Source organism: Arenimonas aestuarii (assembly GCF_054781715.1).
Genome location: NZ_BAAGTW010000004.1, coordinates 617,283 through 633,913, shown reverse-complemented (window position 1 = coordinate 633,913; position 16,631 = coordinate 617,283). Strand labels below are relative to the sequence as shown.

18 protein-coding genes are annotated in these 16,631 nt (G+C 68.6%); 12 read left to right on the top strand and 6 right to left on the bottom strand.

The window, feature by feature from the left end:
• Positions 1 to 9: 9 nt before the first annotated feature.
• Together ypfJ and ACYVJH_RS03870 are read right to left on the bottom strand one after the other, a co-directional pair.
• Positions 10 to 879: a KPN_02809 family neutral zinc metallopeptidase gene (ypfJ, locus tag ACYVJH_RS03875; protein WP_460453330.1), complete on the bottom strand. Its 870-nt coding sequence runs from the start codon at positions 877 to 879 to the stop codon at positions 10 to 12.
• Positions 880 to 915: 36 nt separating this feature from the next.
• Positions 916 to 2,127, bottom strand: a complete 1,212-nt coding sequence (locus ACYVJH_RS03870; protein ID WP_460453329.1) for a lytic murein transglycosylase — start codon at positions 2,125 to 2,127, stop codon at positions 916 to 918.
• A gap of 114 nt (positions 2,128 to 2,241) precedes the next feature.
• Between ACYVJH_RS03870 and ACYVJH_RS03865 the strand changes: the two genes are divergently transcribed.
• Positions 2,242 to 2,847 carry a rhomboid family intramembrane serine protease gene (locus ACYVJH_RS03865; RefSeq protein ID WP_460453328.1) on the top strand — a complete coding sequence of 202 codons (606 nt, stop codon included), beginning with the start codon at positions 2,242 to 2,244 and terminating at the stop codon, positions 2,845 to 2,847.
• Positions 2,848 to 2,881: 34 nt separating this feature from the next.
• Positions 2,882 to 4,252: an ATP-dependent RNA helicase DbpA gene (dbpA, locus tag ACYVJH_RS03860; protein ID WP_460453327.1), complete on the top strand. Its 1,371-nt coding sequence runs from the start codon at positions 2,882 to 2,884 to the stop codon at positions 4,250 to 4,252.
• A 65-nt stretch (positions 4,253 to 4,317) separates the two neighbouring features.
• On the opposite strand, the gene ACYVJH_RS03855 is transcribed toward dbpA, so the two are convergent.
• On the bottom strand, positions 4,318 to 4,500 hold the full coding sequence (locus tag ACYVJH_RS03855) for a hypothetical protein (RefSeq protein WP_460453326.1): 183 nt from the start codon (positions 4,498 to 4,500) through the stop codon (positions 4,318 to 4,320).
• Positions 4,501 to 4,744: 244 nt separating this feature from the next.
• Here ACYVJH_RS03855 and ACYVJH_RS03850 point away from each other — a divergent pair, with 244 nt between their 5' ends.
• Together ACYVJH_RS03850 and ACYVJH_RS03845 are read left to right on the top strand one after the other, a co-directional pair.
• The gene (locus ACYVJH_RS03850) at positions 4,745 to 5,458 is read left to right on the top strand and encodes a pseudouridine synthase (protein WP_460453325.1); all 714 of its coding nucleotides are present in this window, start codon (positions 4,745 to 4,747) and stop codon (positions 5,456 to 5,458) included.
• A 71-nt stretch (positions 5,459 to 5,529) separates the two neighbouring features.
• On the top strand, positions 5,530 to 6,399 hold the full coding sequence (locus ACYVJH_RS03845) for an FKBP-type peptidyl-prolyl cis-trans isomerase (RefSeq protein WP_460453324.1): 870 nt from the start codon (positions 5,530 to 5,532) through the stop codon (positions 6,397 to 6,399).
• On the opposite strand, the gene ACYVJH_RS03840 is transcribed toward ACYVJH_RS03845, so the two are convergent.
• On the bottom strand, positions 6,396 to 7,643 hold the full coding sequence (locus ACYVJH_RS03840; RefSeq protein ID WP_460453323.1) for a TIGR03862 family flavoprotein: 1,248 nt from the start codon (positions 7,641 to 7,643) through the stop codon (positions 6,396 to 6,398). The two genes, ACYVJH_RS03845 and ACYVJH_RS03840, sit on opposite strands and share 4 nt — an antisense overlap.
• 43 nt (positions 7,644 to 7,686) lie before the next feature.
• Between ACYVJH_RS03840 and ACYVJH_RS03835 the strand changes: the two genes are divergently transcribed.
• Entirely contained in the window at positions 7,687 to 8,172 is a 486-nt protein-coding gene (locus ACYVJH_RS03835; RefSeq protein WP_460454261.1) for an NUDIX hydrolase, read from the top strand.
• Between the two features lie 257 nt (positions 8,173 to 8,429).
• Positions 8,430 to 8,873 (top strand): PA2169 family four-helix-bundle protein, encoded by a 444-nt coding sequence (locus ACYVJH_RS03830; protein ID WP_460453322.1) that lies wholly within the window; start codon positions 8,430 to 8,432, stop codon positions 8,871 to 8,873.
• Between the two features lie 67 nt (positions 8,874 to 8,940).
• Here ACYVJH_RS03830 and ACYVJH_RS03825 read toward each other — a convergent pair whose 3' ends face one another.
• Entirely contained in the window at positions 8,941 to 11,100 is a 2,160-nt protein-coding gene (locus ACYVJH_RS03825; RefSeq protein WP_460453321.1) for a M3 family metallopeptidase, read from the bottom strand.
• A gap of 160 nt (positions 11,101 to 11,260) precedes the next feature.
• On the opposite strand from ACYVJH_RS03825, the gene ACYVJH_RS03820 reads away from it, so the two are divergent.
• The gene (locus ACYVJH_RS03820; RefSeq protein WP_460453320.1) at positions 11,261 to 11,743 is read left to right on the top strand and encodes a glutathione peroxidase; all 483 of its coding nucleotides are present in this window, start codon (positions 11,261 to 11,263) and stop codon (positions 11,741 to 11,743) included.
• Between the two features lie 9 nt (positions 11,744 to 11,752).
• Here the strand turns inward: ACYVJH_RS03820 and ACYVJH_RS03815 are convergent, their stop codons facing one another.
• The gene (locus ACYVJH_RS03815) at positions 11,753 to 12,529 is read right to left on the bottom strand and encodes a ferredoxin--NADP reductase (protein WP_460453319.1); all 777 of its coding nucleotides are present in this window, start codon (positions 12,527 to 12,529) and stop codon (positions 11,753 to 11,755) included.
• Positions 12,530 to 12,706: 177 nt separating this feature from the next.
• Here ACYVJH_RS03815 and ACYVJH_RS03810 point away from each other — a divergent pair, with 177 nt between their 5' ends.
• The 5 genes from ACYVJH_RS03810 (at position 12,707) to ACYVJH_RS03790 (ending at position 16,582) form a co-directional block, all read left to right on the top strand.
• Positions 12,707 to 12,916, top strand: a complete 210-nt coding sequence (locus ACYVJH_RS03810) for a cold-shock protein (RefSeq protein ID WP_034220063.1) — start codon at positions 12,707 to 12,709, stop codon at positions 12,914 to 12,916.
• A 168-nt stretch (positions 12,917 to 13,084) separates the two neighbouring features.
• Complete coding sequence (slyD, locus tag ACYVJH_RS03805) at positions 13,085 to 13,567, top strand: peptidylprolyl isomerase (protein WP_188661967.1); 483 nt, start codon at positions 13,085 to 13,087, stop codon at positions 13,565 to 13,567.
• Between the two features lie 3 nt (positions 13,568 to 13,570).
• Positions 13,571 to 14,017 (top strand): CoA-binding protein, encoded by a 447-nt coding sequence (locus ACYVJH_RS03800; protein WP_460453318.1) that lies wholly within the window; start codon positions 13,571 to 13,573, stop codon positions 14,015 to 14,017.
• A gap of 128 nt (positions 14,018 to 14,145) precedes the next feature.
• On the top strand, positions 14,146 to 15,027 hold the full coding sequence (locus ACYVJH_RS03795; protein ID WP_460453317.1) for an ABC transporter ATP-binding protein: 882 nt from the start codon (positions 14,146 to 14,148) through the stop codon (positions 15,025 to 15,027).
• A 1-nt stretch (position 15,028) separates the two neighbouring features.
• Positions 15,029 to 16,582 (top strand): ABC transporter permease, encoded by a 1,554-nt coding sequence (locus ACYVJH_RS03790; protein ID WP_460453316.1) that lies wholly within the window; start codon positions 15,029 to 15,031, stop codon positions 16,580 to 16,582.
• Positions 16,583 to 16,631 lie beyond the last annotated feature (49 nt).

Sequence of the window (16,631 nt, the reverse complement as noted above, 5' to 3'; positions counted from 1 at the left end):
CCTGGTCGCCTAGAGTTGGTTCGCCGCGAAGGTGTCGCAGCGCTCCACGTCACCCGACTCGAAGCCGGCGCGGAACCAGCGCACGCGCTGGGCGGCACTGCCGTGGGTGAACGAGTCGGGCACCACCTGGCCCTGGCCCTGGCGCTGCAGGGTGTCGTCGCCGATGGCGGTGGCGGTGTTCATGGCTTCCTCAAGGTCACCGTCCTCGAGCCAGGCGTGCCGGCGCTGGGCGTGGTGGGCCCACAGCCCGGCGTAACAGTCGGCCTGCAGCTCCTGGCGCACCAGCGGGCCGTCGGCGCCCTCGACATTGCCGCCGCGCTGGCGGATGGCGTTCACCTGGCCGGAGATGCCGGTGAGCGTCTGCACGTGGTGGCCCACTTCGTGGGCGATGACGTAGGCCTCGGCGAAGTCGCCGCCGCCGCCAAGCCGGCGCTCCATCTGGTCGAAGAAGCTCAGGTCGATGTAGACCTTCTGGTCGGCCGGGCAATAAAAGGGTCCGACCGCGGCGCTGGCGCCGCCGCAGGCCGACTGCACCTGGCCGCTGAAGAGCACCAGCTTCGCCGGCGTGTACCGGCTGCCGCTGTCCGCGAAGATCGCGCCCCAGACGTCCTCGGTTTCCCCGAGGATGCTGGCGACGAACTGGGACGCCTCGTCGTTCACCGGCGGGGCGTCGGCGGTACCGGCGGTATCGGCGGGCATCTGCTGCTGCACCTGCGCGACCATTCCCAGAAGTTCCATGGGGCTCTTGCCCAGCAGCAGCCCGATCACCACCACGGCGGCAACGCCACCCAGGCCGAGCTTCAGTCCGCCACCGCCACCGCCGCGCCGGCCGCGGATGTCCTGGACGTTGCTGCTACGACGTGCACTTCGCCACTTCATGGGGCTGCCTCCGCGGGGTACGGGAACGATTGTGGGCTATCGGGCCGGCACAGGCGAGTGGCGGTCGGTCCTGAGCGCCTGCAGCGCCTTCTGGCCAGCACGCCCGTCCGCCGTCAGGCCCAGGCGCGCCTGTTCAAGGGCAAGGGCTTCGCGCGTGCGCTTGCCGACCATGCCGTCCACCGGGCCGATGTCGTGGCCCAGGTCCACCAGGATCTGCTGCAGCTCCCGGCGCTCTGCCCGGGAAAGGCCCGGGTCGTCAGTGGGCCAGGACGCGCGCAGACCGCCGTCGCCGCGCAGCTGCTGGGCCAGCAGGGCGATGGCCAGCGCATAACTCTCGGCGGCGTTGTAGGAATAGATGGCGTCGTAGTTGCGGAAAACGATGAACGCCGGGCCCTTGGCGCCGGCGGGAAGCAGCAGGGCGGCGGCGCGGTCATCCGCGGGCAGGTCGCCACCGTCGGCGCGTTCCAGGCCCCGGCTGCGCCAGGCCGACAGCGGCCGGCGCGTGGTGCGGCCGTTCACCGAGGCGTCGAAACCTTCGGGCAGCGTCACTTCATGGCCCCAGGCCTGGCCGGTGCGCCAGCCGGAACGTTTGAGGTAGTTGGCCGTCGAGGCCAGGGCGTCGGGCACCGAGCCCACCAGGTCGCGGCGGCCGTCGCCGTCGCCGTCCACGGCGATGCGGGCATAGGTCGAAGGCATGAACTGGGTGTGCCCGAAGGCGCCCGCCCAGGAGCCGGTGAGGTTGGCGGCCGAAAGGTCGCCGGACTGGATGAGCTTGAGCAGGGCGAACAGTTCACCGCGGAAAAAATCCTGGCGCCGTCCGGCGCAGGACAGCGTCGCCAGCGAGCGCAGCAGGTCCTTGCTGCCGAAGGTGCGGCCGTAGTCGCTTTCCACGCCCCACACCGCCACCACGGTGGCCGGGTCGACGCCGTAGTCCGACTGGATGCGTGCCAGCAGTTCGGCGTGTTCATCCAGCAGGGCACGCCCGTCGTCCACGCGCTCCTGGTCCACCAGGCCGGCCAGGTAGTCCCAGATCGGCGACCGGAACTCGGGCTGGTAATCGAGCGCCTCGAGCACCGAGGGATCGGGCAGCAAGCCTTCGGTGTGTTCGCGGAACAGCGCGTCGCCGATGCCGGCGGCGCGGGCCTTGGGCTGGAGGCGGTCGAGGCAGGCCGACAGGTCGTCCGCCGCCAGGGCGGGCAGGGTGGCGGTGGCCAGTATCAGGAAAGACAGCAGGGCTGGGGTTCGCATGGTCGCCACTTTGCCAGCCCGCGTCTGAATCGTCGCCATGGCTCGCGTTATGCTGGCGCGGACCCGTCGTACTGCCCAAGCCCGATTGATGGATCCGCACAGGAAAGGACTCCCATGGAACTGAACTTCACGATCGGCATCATCGCCGTCACCGGCCTGGTGTCGTGGCTGGCCTTCTCCAACGAAAAGCTCCTCCAGCGGCTTCTTCTGTGGCCGCCGGCGGTGACGCGCGGGCGCGAGTTCCATCGGTTCGTCACCTACGGCTTCGTGCACGGCGACTTCATGCACCTGGCCTTCAACATGATCACGCTCTATTTCTTCGGGCGCCTGATGGAAGGCTTCTACGGCGACTACCTGGGCCCGGTGGGTTTTGTCGGCTTTTATCTCTCTGCGCTGGTGGTATCGGCGCTGCCGAGCTACCTGCGCCATCGCCACGACCCCGAATACGCCACCCTCGGCGCCTCGGGCGCGGTGTCGGCGGTGCTGTTCGCCTTCATCCTGCTCCAGCCCTGGCAACTCATCTACGTTTACGTCATCCCGGTTCCGGCGATCATCTACGCGGTGCTGTACGTGGGTTATTCCATCTACGCCGAACGCAAGCAGGCCGACCACATCAACCACAGCGCCCACCTGGCCGGCGCCGCCTATGGCGTGCTGTTCACGGTGCTGATGGAGCCGCGGGTGCTGGGCCACTTCTGGCACACCCTGTTCAATCCCTGAGCGGAAGCTCCACGGTGGCGTGCGAGAATGCGCCATGACTTCCTTCTCCGCGTTCCCGCTGCCCGCCGCCCTGGCTGAAACCCTGGCTTCGCTGGGATTCGACACCCCGACCCCGGTGCAGGCGGCCAGCCTGCCGGCCCTGCTGGCGGGTCGCGATGTCAGCGCCCGCGCCCGCACTGGCAGCGGCAAGACCGTCGCCTTCGGCCTGGGGCTGCTGGCGCGTGTTGATGCCGGGGAGGGCGGCGTGCAGGCCCTGGTGCTGTGTCCCACCCGCGAACTGGCGGACCAGGTGGGCAAGGAAATCCGCCGTCTCGCGCGCCAGATGCCCAACCTGAAGGTGTCGGTGTTCTGCGGTGGCGTGCCGCTGCGACCGCACCTGGCGTCGTTGGTGCACCCGCCCCAGGTGGTGGTGGGGACCCCGGGGCGGCTGCAGGAGCTGATGGACGAAGGCGCGCTCAAGCTCGACGGACTGCGCGTGGCCGTGCTCGACGAAGCCGACCGCATGCTCGACATGGGCTTCGCCGACGCCATCGCCGGCATCCTCGGCCAGGCGCCTGCCTCGCGCCAGACCCTGCTGTTTTCGGCCACCCTGCCCGAGGCCGTGCGTGACCTGGGGGCGCGCTACCAGCGCGACCCGGAGTGGATCGAAGTGGCCGACCCGGCGGGCGAGGCCATCGAGCAGCGTTTCTACGAAGTCGAGGCGCCGCGCAAGGCCGACGCCGTGGCGCTGCTGCTGGGCGACCTGGCGCCGGAATCGGCCCTGGTGTTCTGCAATACCCGGCGTGACGTCGCGCAGCTGCACGAAGACCTGCAGCAGCGTGGCTTCGCGGCCCTGGCCCTGCACGGCGACCTCGACCAGCGCGAACGCGACGAGGTGCTGGTGCTGTTCTCCAACGGCAGCTGCCGGGTGCTGGTCGCCACCGACGTGGCGGCGCGTGGCCTGGATATCGCCGGCCTGCCGCTGGTCATCAGCCACGGGCTGGCCAGCGACGTCGACATCCACACCCACCGCATCGGCCGCACCGGCCGGGCCGGCCTGCCCGGACGGGCGCTGGCCCTGGTGTCCGGCGACGAGCGTCGTCGCGTCATCGGTATCGAAGAGGCCCTGGGCGGGGCGGTGCGGTGGGAACGTATCGACCTGTCCCGCAAGCCGGCACGACCGCCGCCGCCGGCCATGCAGACCCTGGTGATCGACGCCGGCCGCCAGGACAAGCTGCGCCCGGGTGACGTGGTGGGCGCGCTGACCGGCGCGGGTGGCCTGGACGCGGCGGCGATAGGGAAGATCGCCGGTTTCGCGACCCGGACCTATGTCGCCATCGAGCGCAGCCAGGTCCAGAAAGCCATGGACAGGCTGCGCACCGGCAAGGTCAAGGGCCGCAATTTCCGGATCCGGAAACTCGGCTGATGCCGGTGTCGGCGCCGGGCGCTGCCCCGGCGCGCCCAGCGCGTTTGCGCGTGCGTGCCCATGGCTCAGCGGGCCGGCATCGCGACCTTGGCGTTCGGTGAGCGGGCGGCGCGGCGGCGGTTGATCTCGGCGTCCAGGCGGCGGTATTCGGGGCTGCCGATTTCGCCTGCCATCACCAGCTCCCAGAGCTGGATGGCCAGTTCGTCGTCAAGGACCTGCTTGCTGGGGAAGGGGATGACAATGCCCATGGTGTTCTCCTTGGAGGTCGGGGAAGTGGCTTGCAGGCAAAGCGCTGCATATTTCGTGCCACTGCCCGGGGGGAATCCGACCTGCCTGGAGGAGAACGCCAGCCGACCCCAGCCGGGGACACCCGGGACGGCCTCCGACCCCCATATCTTCGGTTCCTGGCCGCCCCGCGGGCCCGGCGGCCGGGATGACTTGCCCGGCCCGCCGTGCCAGCATGCGCGCCACTTCTGACGCGGCGCGGCACCCATGCGAGTCAACAAGCACATCGCCGAAACCGGCTTCTGCTCCCGCCGGGAGGCCGACCGCCTGGTCTCCGAGGGTCGGGTGAGCGTCAACGGCCTGCGCGCCGGCATTGGCACCCAGGTGGGTCCCGAGGACGAGGTCCAGGTGGACGGACAGTCGCTCAAGGCCCGCGAGGCGCGCCCCGGACGCCGCCGCCATGTCTACATCGCGCTGAACAAGCCGGTCGGCATCACCTGCACCACCGACGCCGCCGTGAAAGGCAACATCGTGGATTTTGTCGGCCACCAGCAGCGCATCTTCCCCATCGGCCGCCTGGACAAGGACAGCGAGGGCCTGATCCTGCTGACCAGCAACGGCGACATCGTCAACCGGATCCTGCGCGCCGAGGAAAAGAAGGAAAAGGAATACCTGGTCGGCGTGAACAAGGCCGTCACCGAGGATTTCCTGCGGGGCATGGCCAAGGGCGTGCGCATCCACAACCAGATGACGCTGCCGTGCCGTACCCGGAAGATCGCGCGCTACGGCTTTTCGATCGTGCTCACCCAGGGCCTGAACCGGCAGATCCGGCTGATGGCGGCCGCCTTCGGCTACCGCGTGACCCAGCTGCGGCGCGTTCGCATCGCCAACGTCAAGCTCGGCGAAATCAAACCCGGGCGATGGCGGAACCTGACCGACGTCGAGCTGCGCGGACTGCTGCCCGGTGAGTCCGACTGGTAGCGCCGGCTTTGTTAGGCTGCGCGTCCCGCGTCCGTACATCGAGGCAACGAATGATCCGCCCAGGTTTTTCCGTGATCCTGCCACTCGCGCTTGCGTTCGCACTCTTGTCCGGCGGCGCACTGGCGAAGGTGGCCAGCCTGCCGGCACCGGCTCCGCTCGACGCGCCACCGCCGGAGGCGACGGGCACGGCCACCGGCATCGCCTACCGCGTGCTCAAGGCGGCGCCTGACCCGTCGGCCTTCGTGCGTGAGCCGGTCATCGCGTATCGGCTCGACGGTTGGAGCGCCGACGGCGTGACGCGATTCAACGCCCGCCAGTCCGGCACCACGACCGCGCCCATTCGCGAACTGGTGCGGTCCCAGCCGGGGCTGGCCCGCGCGCTCCTGACCACGCCCGTCGGTGAGACCCGCCGCTGGTGGTTCAGCGCCGCGGCGATGGCGCCGGGTTATCCGGGCATGCCGGCACTTGCACACGTCCTGGACGTCACCGTCATCGGCGGCAGCGACCCGACCAAGGCCCCGCCGGACGTCGCCGCCGCGCCGGACGATGTGGTTCGCACGGCCAGCGGGCTGGCCTACAAGGTGCTGGCGCGGGGGCAGGGCGGCACACGGCCGGCGCCGGGCGACATCGTGATGGTGCATTACACCGGCTGGACGCCCGACGGTCGCGTCTTCGACAGTTCGATCGCCCGCGGCAGCCGGGTCTCGCTGCCGCTGGACCGGCTGATTCCCGGTTGGCAGGAGGGCCTGTTGCTGATGGCGCGAGGCGATACGTTCCGGTTCTGGGTGCCGGGCGCACTGGCCTACGACTCCGCACCCGTGCCCGGCGCCCCGATGGGCAGGCTTGTCTTCGACATCACGCTGTACGGGTTTGCCACCCCGGCGCAGGCGCCCGATGGCGATGTCATGTCCGCGGATCCGGACGCGATCGGGGAGAGCTAGGCGCGCCGGGGCCGCCCCAGCCAGGCCGATGCGGCAGCGCCGGCCAGCCGGCCACTGGCGAAACAGGCGGTCAGCAGGTAACCGCCGGTCGGGGCCTCCCAGTCGAGCATCTCGCCGGCGGCGAACAGGCCGGGCCGGTCACGCAGCATCAGGCCTTCGTCCAGCGCTTCGAGCCGGATGCCGCCGGCGGTGGAGATGGCTTCGGCCAAAGGCCGGGCCGACTTCAGGCGCAGGGGCAGGGCCTTGATCGCCGCCGCCAGGATGCCCGGGTCGCCATTGAGCACCTCGGCCGTCAGCACTTCGCGCAGCAGGCCGGCCTTGACGCCACTGATGCCCGCCTGCCGGCGCAGGTGTTCGCTGAGGCTGCGGCCACCGCGCGGACGCGCCAGGTCGCCGGCCAGGCGGCTGGCATCGCGGCCGGGCACCAGGTCGGCCAGGAGCACCGCCTCGCCGTCGCGCGCGATGGTGTCGCGCAGTGGGGCCGACAGCGCGTAGACCAGGCTGCCTTCCAGGCCGGTGGCGGTGGCCACGCACTCGCCCTGGCGCCAGCGGGGCGGATCCTCGCCGGCCAGGGCCAGGCGCAGGGGCTTGATGGGGGCGCCCGCGAAGCGGGCGGCGAAATGTTCGCTCCAGCCCACGTCGAAACCACAATTGGCGGGCTGCAGCGGGGCGATGTCGATGCCGGCCCGGGACAGTGGCAGGGTCCAGGCGCCGTCCGAGCCCAGTTGCGGCCAGCTGCCGCCGCCCATGGCCAATACGGTGGCATCGGCGATGACGGACCGTTCGCCATCCGGCGTCTGGAATCGATGGCCGCCCTCTGGGTCCAGTCCCAGCCAGCGGTGCTGGACGTGGAAGCGCACACCCTGGTCGCGCAGCCGCCGCACCCAGCCGCGCAGGAGTGGCGCCGCCTTGAGGTCACTGGGGAAAACGCGTCCTGACGAACCGACGAATGTGTCCACGCCCAGGCCGGCGGCCCAGGCGCGCAATTGTTCCGGGCCGAAGTCGCTCAGCCAGCGGGAAACCTCGTCGCTGCGCTCGCCGAAACGACGGCAGAAGCTGGTGAAGGCTTCGCCGTGGGTGAGGTTCAGGCCGCCCTTGCCGGCGATCAGCACCTTGCGGCCGACCGAGCCCTTGGCGTCGTACAGGTCGACCTCGACGCCGGCGGCGCGCGCGGTTTCAGCGGCCATCAGGCCGGCGGGGCCGCCGCCGATGACGGCCAGGCCGGGGAGATGGGTCGATGGCATGGGGCGATTATGCTTGTACGTCCCCCTTCCTGCCGAGGACCGCGTGCCCTACACCCCGATTGTCGCCACCTTGGGTTATGTGCTTTCCGCCGATGGCCGGCGCTGCCTGATGGTGCACCGCAACGCCCGCCCCGGGGACAACCACCTGGGCAAGTACAACGGCCTGGGCGGCAAGCTCGAGCCGGACGAGGACGTGATGGCCGGCATGCGCCGGGAGATCCGCGAGGAGGCCGGCATCGAATGCCAGTCCCTGCAGCTGCGCGGCACGATCAGCTGGCCGGGGTTTGGCAAGAACGGCGAGGACTGGCTGGGTTTCATCTTCCTGGTGACCGCCTTCAGCGGGGAGCCGCCGGCCAGCAACGCCGAGGGCGACCTGCACTGGGTCCCGCTCGACCAGATGGACACGCTGCCCCTGTGGGAGGGTGACCGGCACTTCCTGCCCCTGGTCTTCGACGAGGATCCACGGCCGTTCCACGGCGTGATGCCCTACCGGCGTGGTCAAATGCTGTCCTGGGCGGTTTCTCGGTGAAAGTTCGGCTAAGATGCAGCTAAGTTCGGCAAACAGCATCGCGACAGGCGATTGAAACCCCTTCAGCCTGTGGATAACCTAATTTTTACGCGCTCCCGCGTATCCTTAACCGGTTCCAGCCGCCCGCTACGGGCACTGGCACGGCTTATGAGCTTTGCCTTCGTGATCGCCCGGTCCCGGGTTTCCGGGACACTCCGCCGCCTGGTTTGGGCCGCGGGACGATCACGCTGTCCTTCCATCACGCCAAGGAGCGCCGCATGACCGACACCACCAGCAGCATTTCCGACCTGATCGAGATCAGCGAGGATGGCACCGCGTTCTACGAAGAAGCGGCGCAGAAGGTGAAAGACAAAAAGGTCAGCACGCTGTTCGCCCGCCTGGCCAAGGCCAAGTCCGAGCTGGCCGCCGAACTCTCCGGCGAGGTCAAGCCGACGCCGAAGTCCAAGAAGCCCGCCAAGAAGCCCGTCAGCAGCCTGGTCGAACTGAGCAAGGTTTACGCCGGCATGCGCAAGCAGTGGCCCGAGTCGCCGGTCGAGCGTTTCACCCGCATGGCCGAGATCGAGGGACAGTTCCAGACCACCTTCCAGAAGGTCGTCCTGGACCGCGACCACAGCTTCGTCGTGCGCGTGCTGGCCAAGCAGTACGTGTCCAAGGCCGAAGTCCTGAACAAGGAACTGCGCGCCTGCCAGCGCAACGCCTGATCCATCCGGCACAAAAGAAAACCGCCCGAAGTGATTCGGGCGGTTTCTTTTTGCCTGGCGCCGCTACTTATTCGGTATCGGGCGTGGTTTCCAGTCCGCGGCGCTTGAGCAGCGGGCCCACTTCCGGGTCGCGGCCGCGGAAGTCGCGGAAGATCTGCATGGCGTCGGCACTGCCGCCGCGCGAGAGCAGGGTCTTGCGGAAGTGGTCGCCGTTTTCACGACTCAGGCCGCCGTTTTCCTTGAACCACTCGACCGACTCGGCGTCGAGCACTTCAGACCACAGATAGGCGTAATAACCGGCTGAATAGCCGCCCATGATGTGCGAGAAGTAGGCGCTGCGGTAACGCGGCGGCACCGGCGGGTAATCCAGGCCCGCCGCTTCGAGGGCCTTGGCTTCGAAGGCCAGGGTGTCGGTGGCGACGTTGCCGGCGGCCTGCTGGTGGATCGCCTGGTCGAGCATGGCCGCGGCCAGGTACTCGGTGGTGGCGTGGCCCTGGCCGTACTGCTCGGCCGCCAGCACCTTGTCCAGCAGTTCCTGCGGGATCGGTTCGCCGGTTTCATGGTGCTTGGCGTAGTTGGCCAGGATCGTCGGCCAGGTCGCCCACATCTCGTTGACCTGCGAGGGGTACTCGACAAAGTCGCGCGGCACCGACGTGCCGGCGAACTGCGGGTACTTCACGTCCGAGAACAGGCCGTGCAGGGCATGGCCGAACTCGTGGAACATCGTGGTGACCTCGTCGAAGCTCATCAGGGTCGGCTGGCCGTCGGCCGGCTTGGGGATGTTCTGGTGGTTGGCGACCACCGGCTTCGTGCCGGTCAGGCCGTTCTGCGGCACGTAGGCATTCATCCAGGCGCCGCCGCGCTTGCTCGGGCGGGCGTAGAAGTCGCCGTAGAACAGGCCCAGCTTGCTGCCGTCGGCCTCGAAGACCTCCCACACGCGCACGTCTGGGTGGTAGACCGGGATGTCCTTGCGCTCCTTGAAGCTCAGGCCGTAGAGCTGGCCGGCGGCGTAGAAAACGCCTTTCTCGAGCACGTTGTTGATTTCGAAATAGGGCTTGAGCTGGGCTTCGTCGAAGGCGTACTTCTGCTGGCGCACCTTGTCGGCGTAGAAGGCCCAGTCGGCGGCCTCGAGCTGGAAGTCGCCGCCTTCGGCGTCGATGATCGCCTGCATCTCGGCCGCTTCCCTGCGGGCGTTGGCGACGGCGGCCGGGGCCAGGTCGGACATCAGCTTGTTCACCGCGCCGACGGTGCCGGCGGTTTCATCCTCGAGCACGTACTGGGCGTGGTTGTCGTAGCCCAGCAGCTTGGCGCGCTCGGCGCGAAGCTGGGCGACGCGGGCGACGATGCCGGTGTTGTCCCATTCGTTGCCGCGGGTACCGCGCACCAGCGAGGCGGCCATGATCTTCTTGCGCAGGTCGCGGTTGCTGAGGTTGGTCAGCGGCGGCTGGCCGGAGGTGTTCTGCAGGGCGATGAGGTACTTGCCCTCGTGGCCGGCTTCCTTGGCCGACGCGGCGGCGGCGGTGACCGCCTGCTCCGAGAGCCCATCGAGCAGGGCGACGTCGTCCACCAGCACGGCGGAGTCGTTCACTTCCTTGAGCACGTTCTGGCTGAAGGTCGTGGCCAGGCTGGCCAGCTCGGCGTTCATCGCCTTCAGGGTTTCCTTGTCGGCGTCGGACAGGTTGGCGCCAGCGCGGATGAAGTCGGTGTGGTAGCGCTCGAGCAGGCGCTTGGATTGTGCGTCCAGGCCCAGCGAATCACGCTGCTCGTAGAGCGACCTGACGCGGGCGAACAGCTTGCTGTCGAGCAGGATGGCGTCCTGGTGGGCGGCGAACTTCGGCGCCAGGGTGGCCTGCACCTTCTGGATCTGGGGGTTGGTGTGGGCGCCGGCCAGGTTGCCGAATACTGCGCCCGCGCGGTTGAGCAGGGCGCCGGTCTTTTCCATGGCGACGATGGTGTTCATGAAGCTCGGCGCGTCCGGATTGTTGGCGATGGCGGAAATTTCCGCGCGATGCTCGGCCATGCCGCGCTCGAGCGCCGGCTGGTAATGCTCATCCTTGATCAGGTCGAAGCGCGGAGCCTGGTAGGGCAGGCTGCTGACCACGAAGAAGGGGTTGCCGGAAACCGGCTCGACGGCGACATCGGCGTCCTGTTCGGCATGGGCCAGCACGAGGCCCGGTGAAGCCGCGGCCAGGGCGGCGGCGAGGGCGAGGGAGAGCTTGTGGTTCATCGGTGGTCCTTGTGTGGCAGTAAGCCGTCGAGACTACCGCATGGCCGCTGAAGCCAACCGTGACGAAAGGCATGGCCGGGGTCCTGCCGTAAAGCCGGCGTGAAATCCGCGCCGCCCCCGCCGCCTTGCGCTAGGCTGGCAGCCCCGCCAGGAGACCGCCATGACCACCGCTTTCGACTTCTCCGCCCAGTCCATCGACGGCAGCCCGCAGTCGCTCGACGCCTACCGTGGCAAGGTTCTGCTGGTGGTCAATACGGCCAGCAAGTGTGGTTTCACGCCGCAGTACGAAGGCCTGGAACAGCTGTGGCGGGACTTCAAGGACCGTGACCTGGTGGTGCTGGGGTTTCCCTGCGACCAGTTTGGCCACCAGGAGCCCGGCGACGCCGAGGAGATCCGCAGCTTCTGCTCGCTTACCTATGACGTGAGCTTTCCGATGTTCGACAAGGTCGAGGTCAACGGCAGCGGCGCGCACCCGCTGTGGAAGTGGCTCAAGTCCGAGAAGGCGGGCCTGCTGGGCCTTGAGGGCATCAAGTGGAACTTCACCAAGTTCCTGGTCGGCCGCGACGGGCAGGTGATCAAGCGCTACGCGCCGACCGACAAGCCCCAGTCGATCCGCAAGGACATCGAAAAGGCGCTGGGCTGAGCCCAGGCCCTACTTTTCGACAAAGGCGCGCTCGAACACGTATTGCCCGGGCGTGCCGATGCGGGGCGCCGCGCTGAAACCGCGGCCGTCGAGCAGGCTGCGGAAGTCGGCCAGCATCTGCGGGCTGCCGCAGATCATGGCGCGGTCCTTGTCCGGGTCCAGCCCGTCCAGGCCCAGGTCCCGCATCATCTGCCCCGATTCCATCAGGCTGGTCAGGCGGCCGGCGTGGCGGAAGGGCTCGCGGCTCACGGCCGGGTAATAAAGCAACTTTTCGCTGATGGCCTCGCCCAGGTACTCGTGGCGGGGCAGTTCGCGGGTGATGTAGTCGTGGTAGGCCAGGTCGGCGATGTTGCGCACGCCGTGGGTCAGGATGACCCGGTCGAAACGTTCGTAGGTCTCCGGGTCCTTCACCACGCCCAGGAAGGGCGCCAGGCCCGTGCCGGTGCCCAGCAGGTACAGGTTCCGCCCCGGATGCAGGTCGGAAATGAGCAGGGTGCCCGTGGGCTTGCGGCTCACCAGCAGGTCATCGCCGGGCTGTATGTGCTGCAGTCGCGAGGTCAGCGGGCCGTCGGCCACCTTGATGGAGAAAAACTCCAGCTGCTCTTCCCAGTTGGCGCTGGCGATCGAATAGGCCCGCATCAGCGGCCGGCCATTGACCTCCAGCCCGATCATCACGAACTGGCCGTTGTCGAAGCGCAGCCCGTCGTCGCGGGTGGTGGTGAAGCTGAAGTAGGCATCGGTCCAGTGCCGTACGGACAGGACCCGCTCGGTGGCGAAGGCGGACATGGCTGACCCAGGGAAGGCTTTCTAGGGGGGGATCGGCGGGCGGCAGCGGGCGATCCATTAACCCGCCATTCTAAAGCATTCGCTTTCCAGGCCGTAAGCGCGTATGTTCAGCAAACTACGGTTGCCCGGTATGGCCGATCGTGGGTACCCAACCTTAATTGTTACAAGGAATGAGATATGTCTGACCGTCAGACCGGCACCGTGAAGTGGTTCAACGACGCCAAGGGCTTTGGCTTTATCACCCCCGAAAGTGGCGAGGACGTGTTCGTCCACTTCCGCTCTATCCAGGGCACCGGCTTCAAGTCCCTGCAGGAAGGCCAGAAGGTCTCCTTCAAGGTCGTGAAGGGCCAGAAGGGCATGCAGGCGGACGAAGTGCAGCCGGAATAAGGCGCCTTCCCGCGTGAACCCGGGGCCCCGGTCGGAAACGACCGGGGCCTCGTGTTTTGTGGGCGCCTGGTTTGCGCCCACAGGGCGCATCGCCTAGCCTATGCCCCCTCCGATTCCCCCACGCCGCCTGGTTTCCCGGCCGGCCCGTTTCCCCAAGGATCTCCAACCATGCAGATTGCCGAGCGCACCGTCGCCACCTTCCACTACACGCTGACCGACGATGCCGGCAAGGTGATTGACTCTTCGTCCGGCGCCCAGCCGCTGGCCTACCTGCACGGCGCCGGCAACATCGTGCCGGGCCTGGAAAAGGCCCTGGAAGGCCGCAGCGCCGGCGACAAGTTCGACGTCGTGGTCAGCCCGGAGGAAGGTTACGGCAGCCCCAACGAAATGCTGGTCCAGACCGTGCCGCGCGAAGCCTTCCAGGGCGTCGACGACATCGAGGTCGGCATGCACTTCCAGGCGCAGACCCCGCAGGGCGCGATTTCGGTCGTCATCTCCAAGATCGAGGACGGCATGGTCACGGTTGACGGCAACCATCCGCTTGCCGGCCAGAGCCTGCACTTCGCGGTCGAGGTGATGGACGTGCGCGATGCCAGCGTCGAAGAGCTGGCGCACGGCCACGTGCACGGCGCCGGCGGCCACGAGCACTAAACCATGGCGACCCCGGGCCGACTGATCGACGACGACGACGGCTTGCGGGCGCTGCTGGGCCGGGTGCGGCGCATCGCCGTGCTCGGCATCAAGACCGAGTCCCAGCGCGGCCAGCCGGCCATCGACGTGCCGCGTTACCTGGAGCGTGTCGGTTACGACATCGTGCCGGTGCCGGTTTACTACCCCGAGGTCGAACACATCCTGGGCCAGCCGGTGTTCCGCCGGCTGCAGGACATCCCGGGCAACGTGGACCTGGTGAACGTATTCCGCCGCCCGAAGGACCTGGCGCCGCACCTGGACGACATCCTGGCCAAGCGGCCGTCGGCCGTCTGGCTGCAGCTGGGCATCCGCGACGATGCGTTTGCCGCTGCGCTGGTCGCCCAGGGCATCGACGTGGTCCAGGACCGCTGCATCCTGGTCGACCACCGCCGCCTGCTGGCCGCGGGCTGATCCCGGCCTAAAGTCACCCTGCGCTCCGGCACACGTGCCGGCGCCCGCCTTGCCGCAGGCTCATGCCAAGGCCGTGCGGCCATGACCGCACGGCCAGATGTCGTTTCTTTCCTGGCGTGGGTAGGACAATGCACTGCGAATTACGTGTCGAAGGCGTGGGTTACCGCTACCCGAATGGCCACGAGGCCCTGGCGGGCATCGACCTGGCGCTGGGCCCGGGCATCCTGGGCTTGCTCGGTCCGAACGGCGCCGGCAAATCCACCCTCATGCGCATCCTGGCGACGTTGTCCCGGCCGGGCAGTGGCCGGATCACCTGGAACGGCATCGACATCGCCCGCCAGCCCGACGCCCTGCGCGCCGAACTGGGCTACCTGCCGCAGGATTTCGGCGTCTACCTGGCGCTGAGCGCGCGCGAGTTCCTGGCCTACCTGGCCGCAGTGAAAGGCCTGCCCCTGAAGCAGGCCCGCGAACGGGTGGACGAGTGCCTGGCGCTGGTCGGCCTGTCTGACGCCGCCGACCGACGCCTGGGCGGCTTCTCGGGCGGCATGCGCCAGCGCGTCGGCATCGCCCAGGCCCTGCTCAACGACCCGCGCCTGCTGATCGTGGACGAACCCACGGTCGGCCTGGACCCGGAAGAGCGCCTGCGTTTCCGCCACCTGATCACCGACCTGGCCGGCCAGCGCCTGGTGATCCTGTCCACCCACATCGTTTCCGACATCGAGGCCAGCGCGACGTCGCTGGCGGTGATGGCGCGTGGCCGCCGGCTCTTCCACGGCGAACCCGAACAGCTGATGGCCAGCGCCAGGGACCATGCCTGGGAGTGGACCGTGCCCGACGCCGAACTTGCCGACGTGCGCAGTCGTTTCGCCATCAGCAGTTCCCTGCGTCGCGCCGACGGCATCCGGCTGCGGCTGGTGTCGGAGCAGTCGCCGGGGCAGGGGGCGACGCTCGTCGAGCCCGATCTCGAGGACGCCTACTTGTGGCTGCTCGAGCAACACGGCGCCCGCTGACATGGACGCGCTCAGGCGTTTTGCCGCGATCGTGCACGCCGACTTCCGGGAGCGCAGCCGGAGCACCCGCTTCTGGGTCGTGCTCTGCGGCGTCGGCATCGCGACCTGGTGGCTGTTCCCGACCTCGGACGCCGGTTATGTGACGGTTGGCGTCGGCGGCGCACGCGGCCTCTATTCCAGCGCCTGGGTCGGCATGGTCCTGGGCCTGCTTTACGCCACCATGCTGTCGCTGTTCGGTTTCTACATCGTGCGCGGCACGCTGTCGCGTGATTTCGAAACCCGGGTCTGGCAGCTGCTGGTGGCGACGCCGATGACGCGTCCGGGCTACCTGCTGGCGAAGTGGACCAGCCACATGCTGGTGTTCGCGCTGCTGGTGGCCGTCGGCCTGGGCATCGGCCTGGCCGCCCAGATACACCACGCCGAAGCCACCACGATTGACCCATGGCAGCTGGTGCTGCCGTCGCTGCTGTTCGCGATGCCGGCGCTGGGCCTGGCGGGGTTCTTCGCCGTTCTTTTCGACCTGTTGCCCTGGCTGCGCCGCAGCGGCGGCAACGTCCTGTACTTCTTCCTCTGGATATTTGTCTTCATCAGCCTGGCCCAGCACTTCGACCCGGACAAATCCGCCTGGGCGGCGTCCACCTGGCTGAGCGAACCCTCGGGCATCTCGCTGGCGATGCGCGACATCCAGGGCTGGTTGGCGCAGACGCAGCCCGAACGTGCCGCCTCCGGTTTCAGCATCGGCATGAGCATCATGGAGGGCAGCATCGAAACCTTCGCCTGGGACGGCTGGCGCCCCGACGCCATGGACGTATTGGGACGTCTGCTGTGGCTGGCGGTGGCGGCGGCCGGCGTGCTCGCCCTGGCGCCGGCGCTGGACTGGGCGGCCGCGCGCACGGAGGCGCGCGGCGGAGGCCGCAGTGAGCGGGCCGGACTGCGCCTGCGCTGGCTTGACCTGCTGCTGCGGCCTTTCGAACTGTTCGCCGCCGGCCGCCTGGCCGCCGCGGAAATCCGCCTGGCGCTTCGCCAGCGCCGGCTCACTTGGTGGCTGGCGCTGGCGGTGCTGTTCGGCGTGCAGGCGTTCGCGGCCCCGAAGGGCATGGCCGTCGCGGCGATCCTGGCGTGGCTGCTGTGCGTGGATGTCTTCGCACGTGCCGCGCTGCGCGAACGCGACACCGGCACGGCCAGCCTGGTTTTCAGCGCCGCCGGCGCCGGCCGTCGCATCCTGGTGGCGAGGCTGGGGCTCGCGCTTGGCCTGGCCTGGGCGGTGGTTCTGCCGGCGCTCGTGCGCAGCGTGGGCTCCGACCCGGGGCCGTTGCCGCTGCTGGTCACCGGCGCCAGCGTCGCGATCGCCGGGCTGGCGCTTGGCGCGAGTTGCCGCAATGCCCGGCCATTCGAGCTCGCAATGGTCTTCCTTGCCTACCTCGGCATCCAGGGCGACCCGATCCTGAACGTGCTGGCCGACCCGGGCGCGAATCTTGCGCGCCACGCCTGGTTGCTGCCGGCGTCAATGCTGTTGTTGCTGTTCTCCTGGTTCCTGGGTCTGCGTCGGCGTTGATCACGGCTCCGCCCAGCAGGCTTGCAGGCCCTGTCATGGATACGTTCCA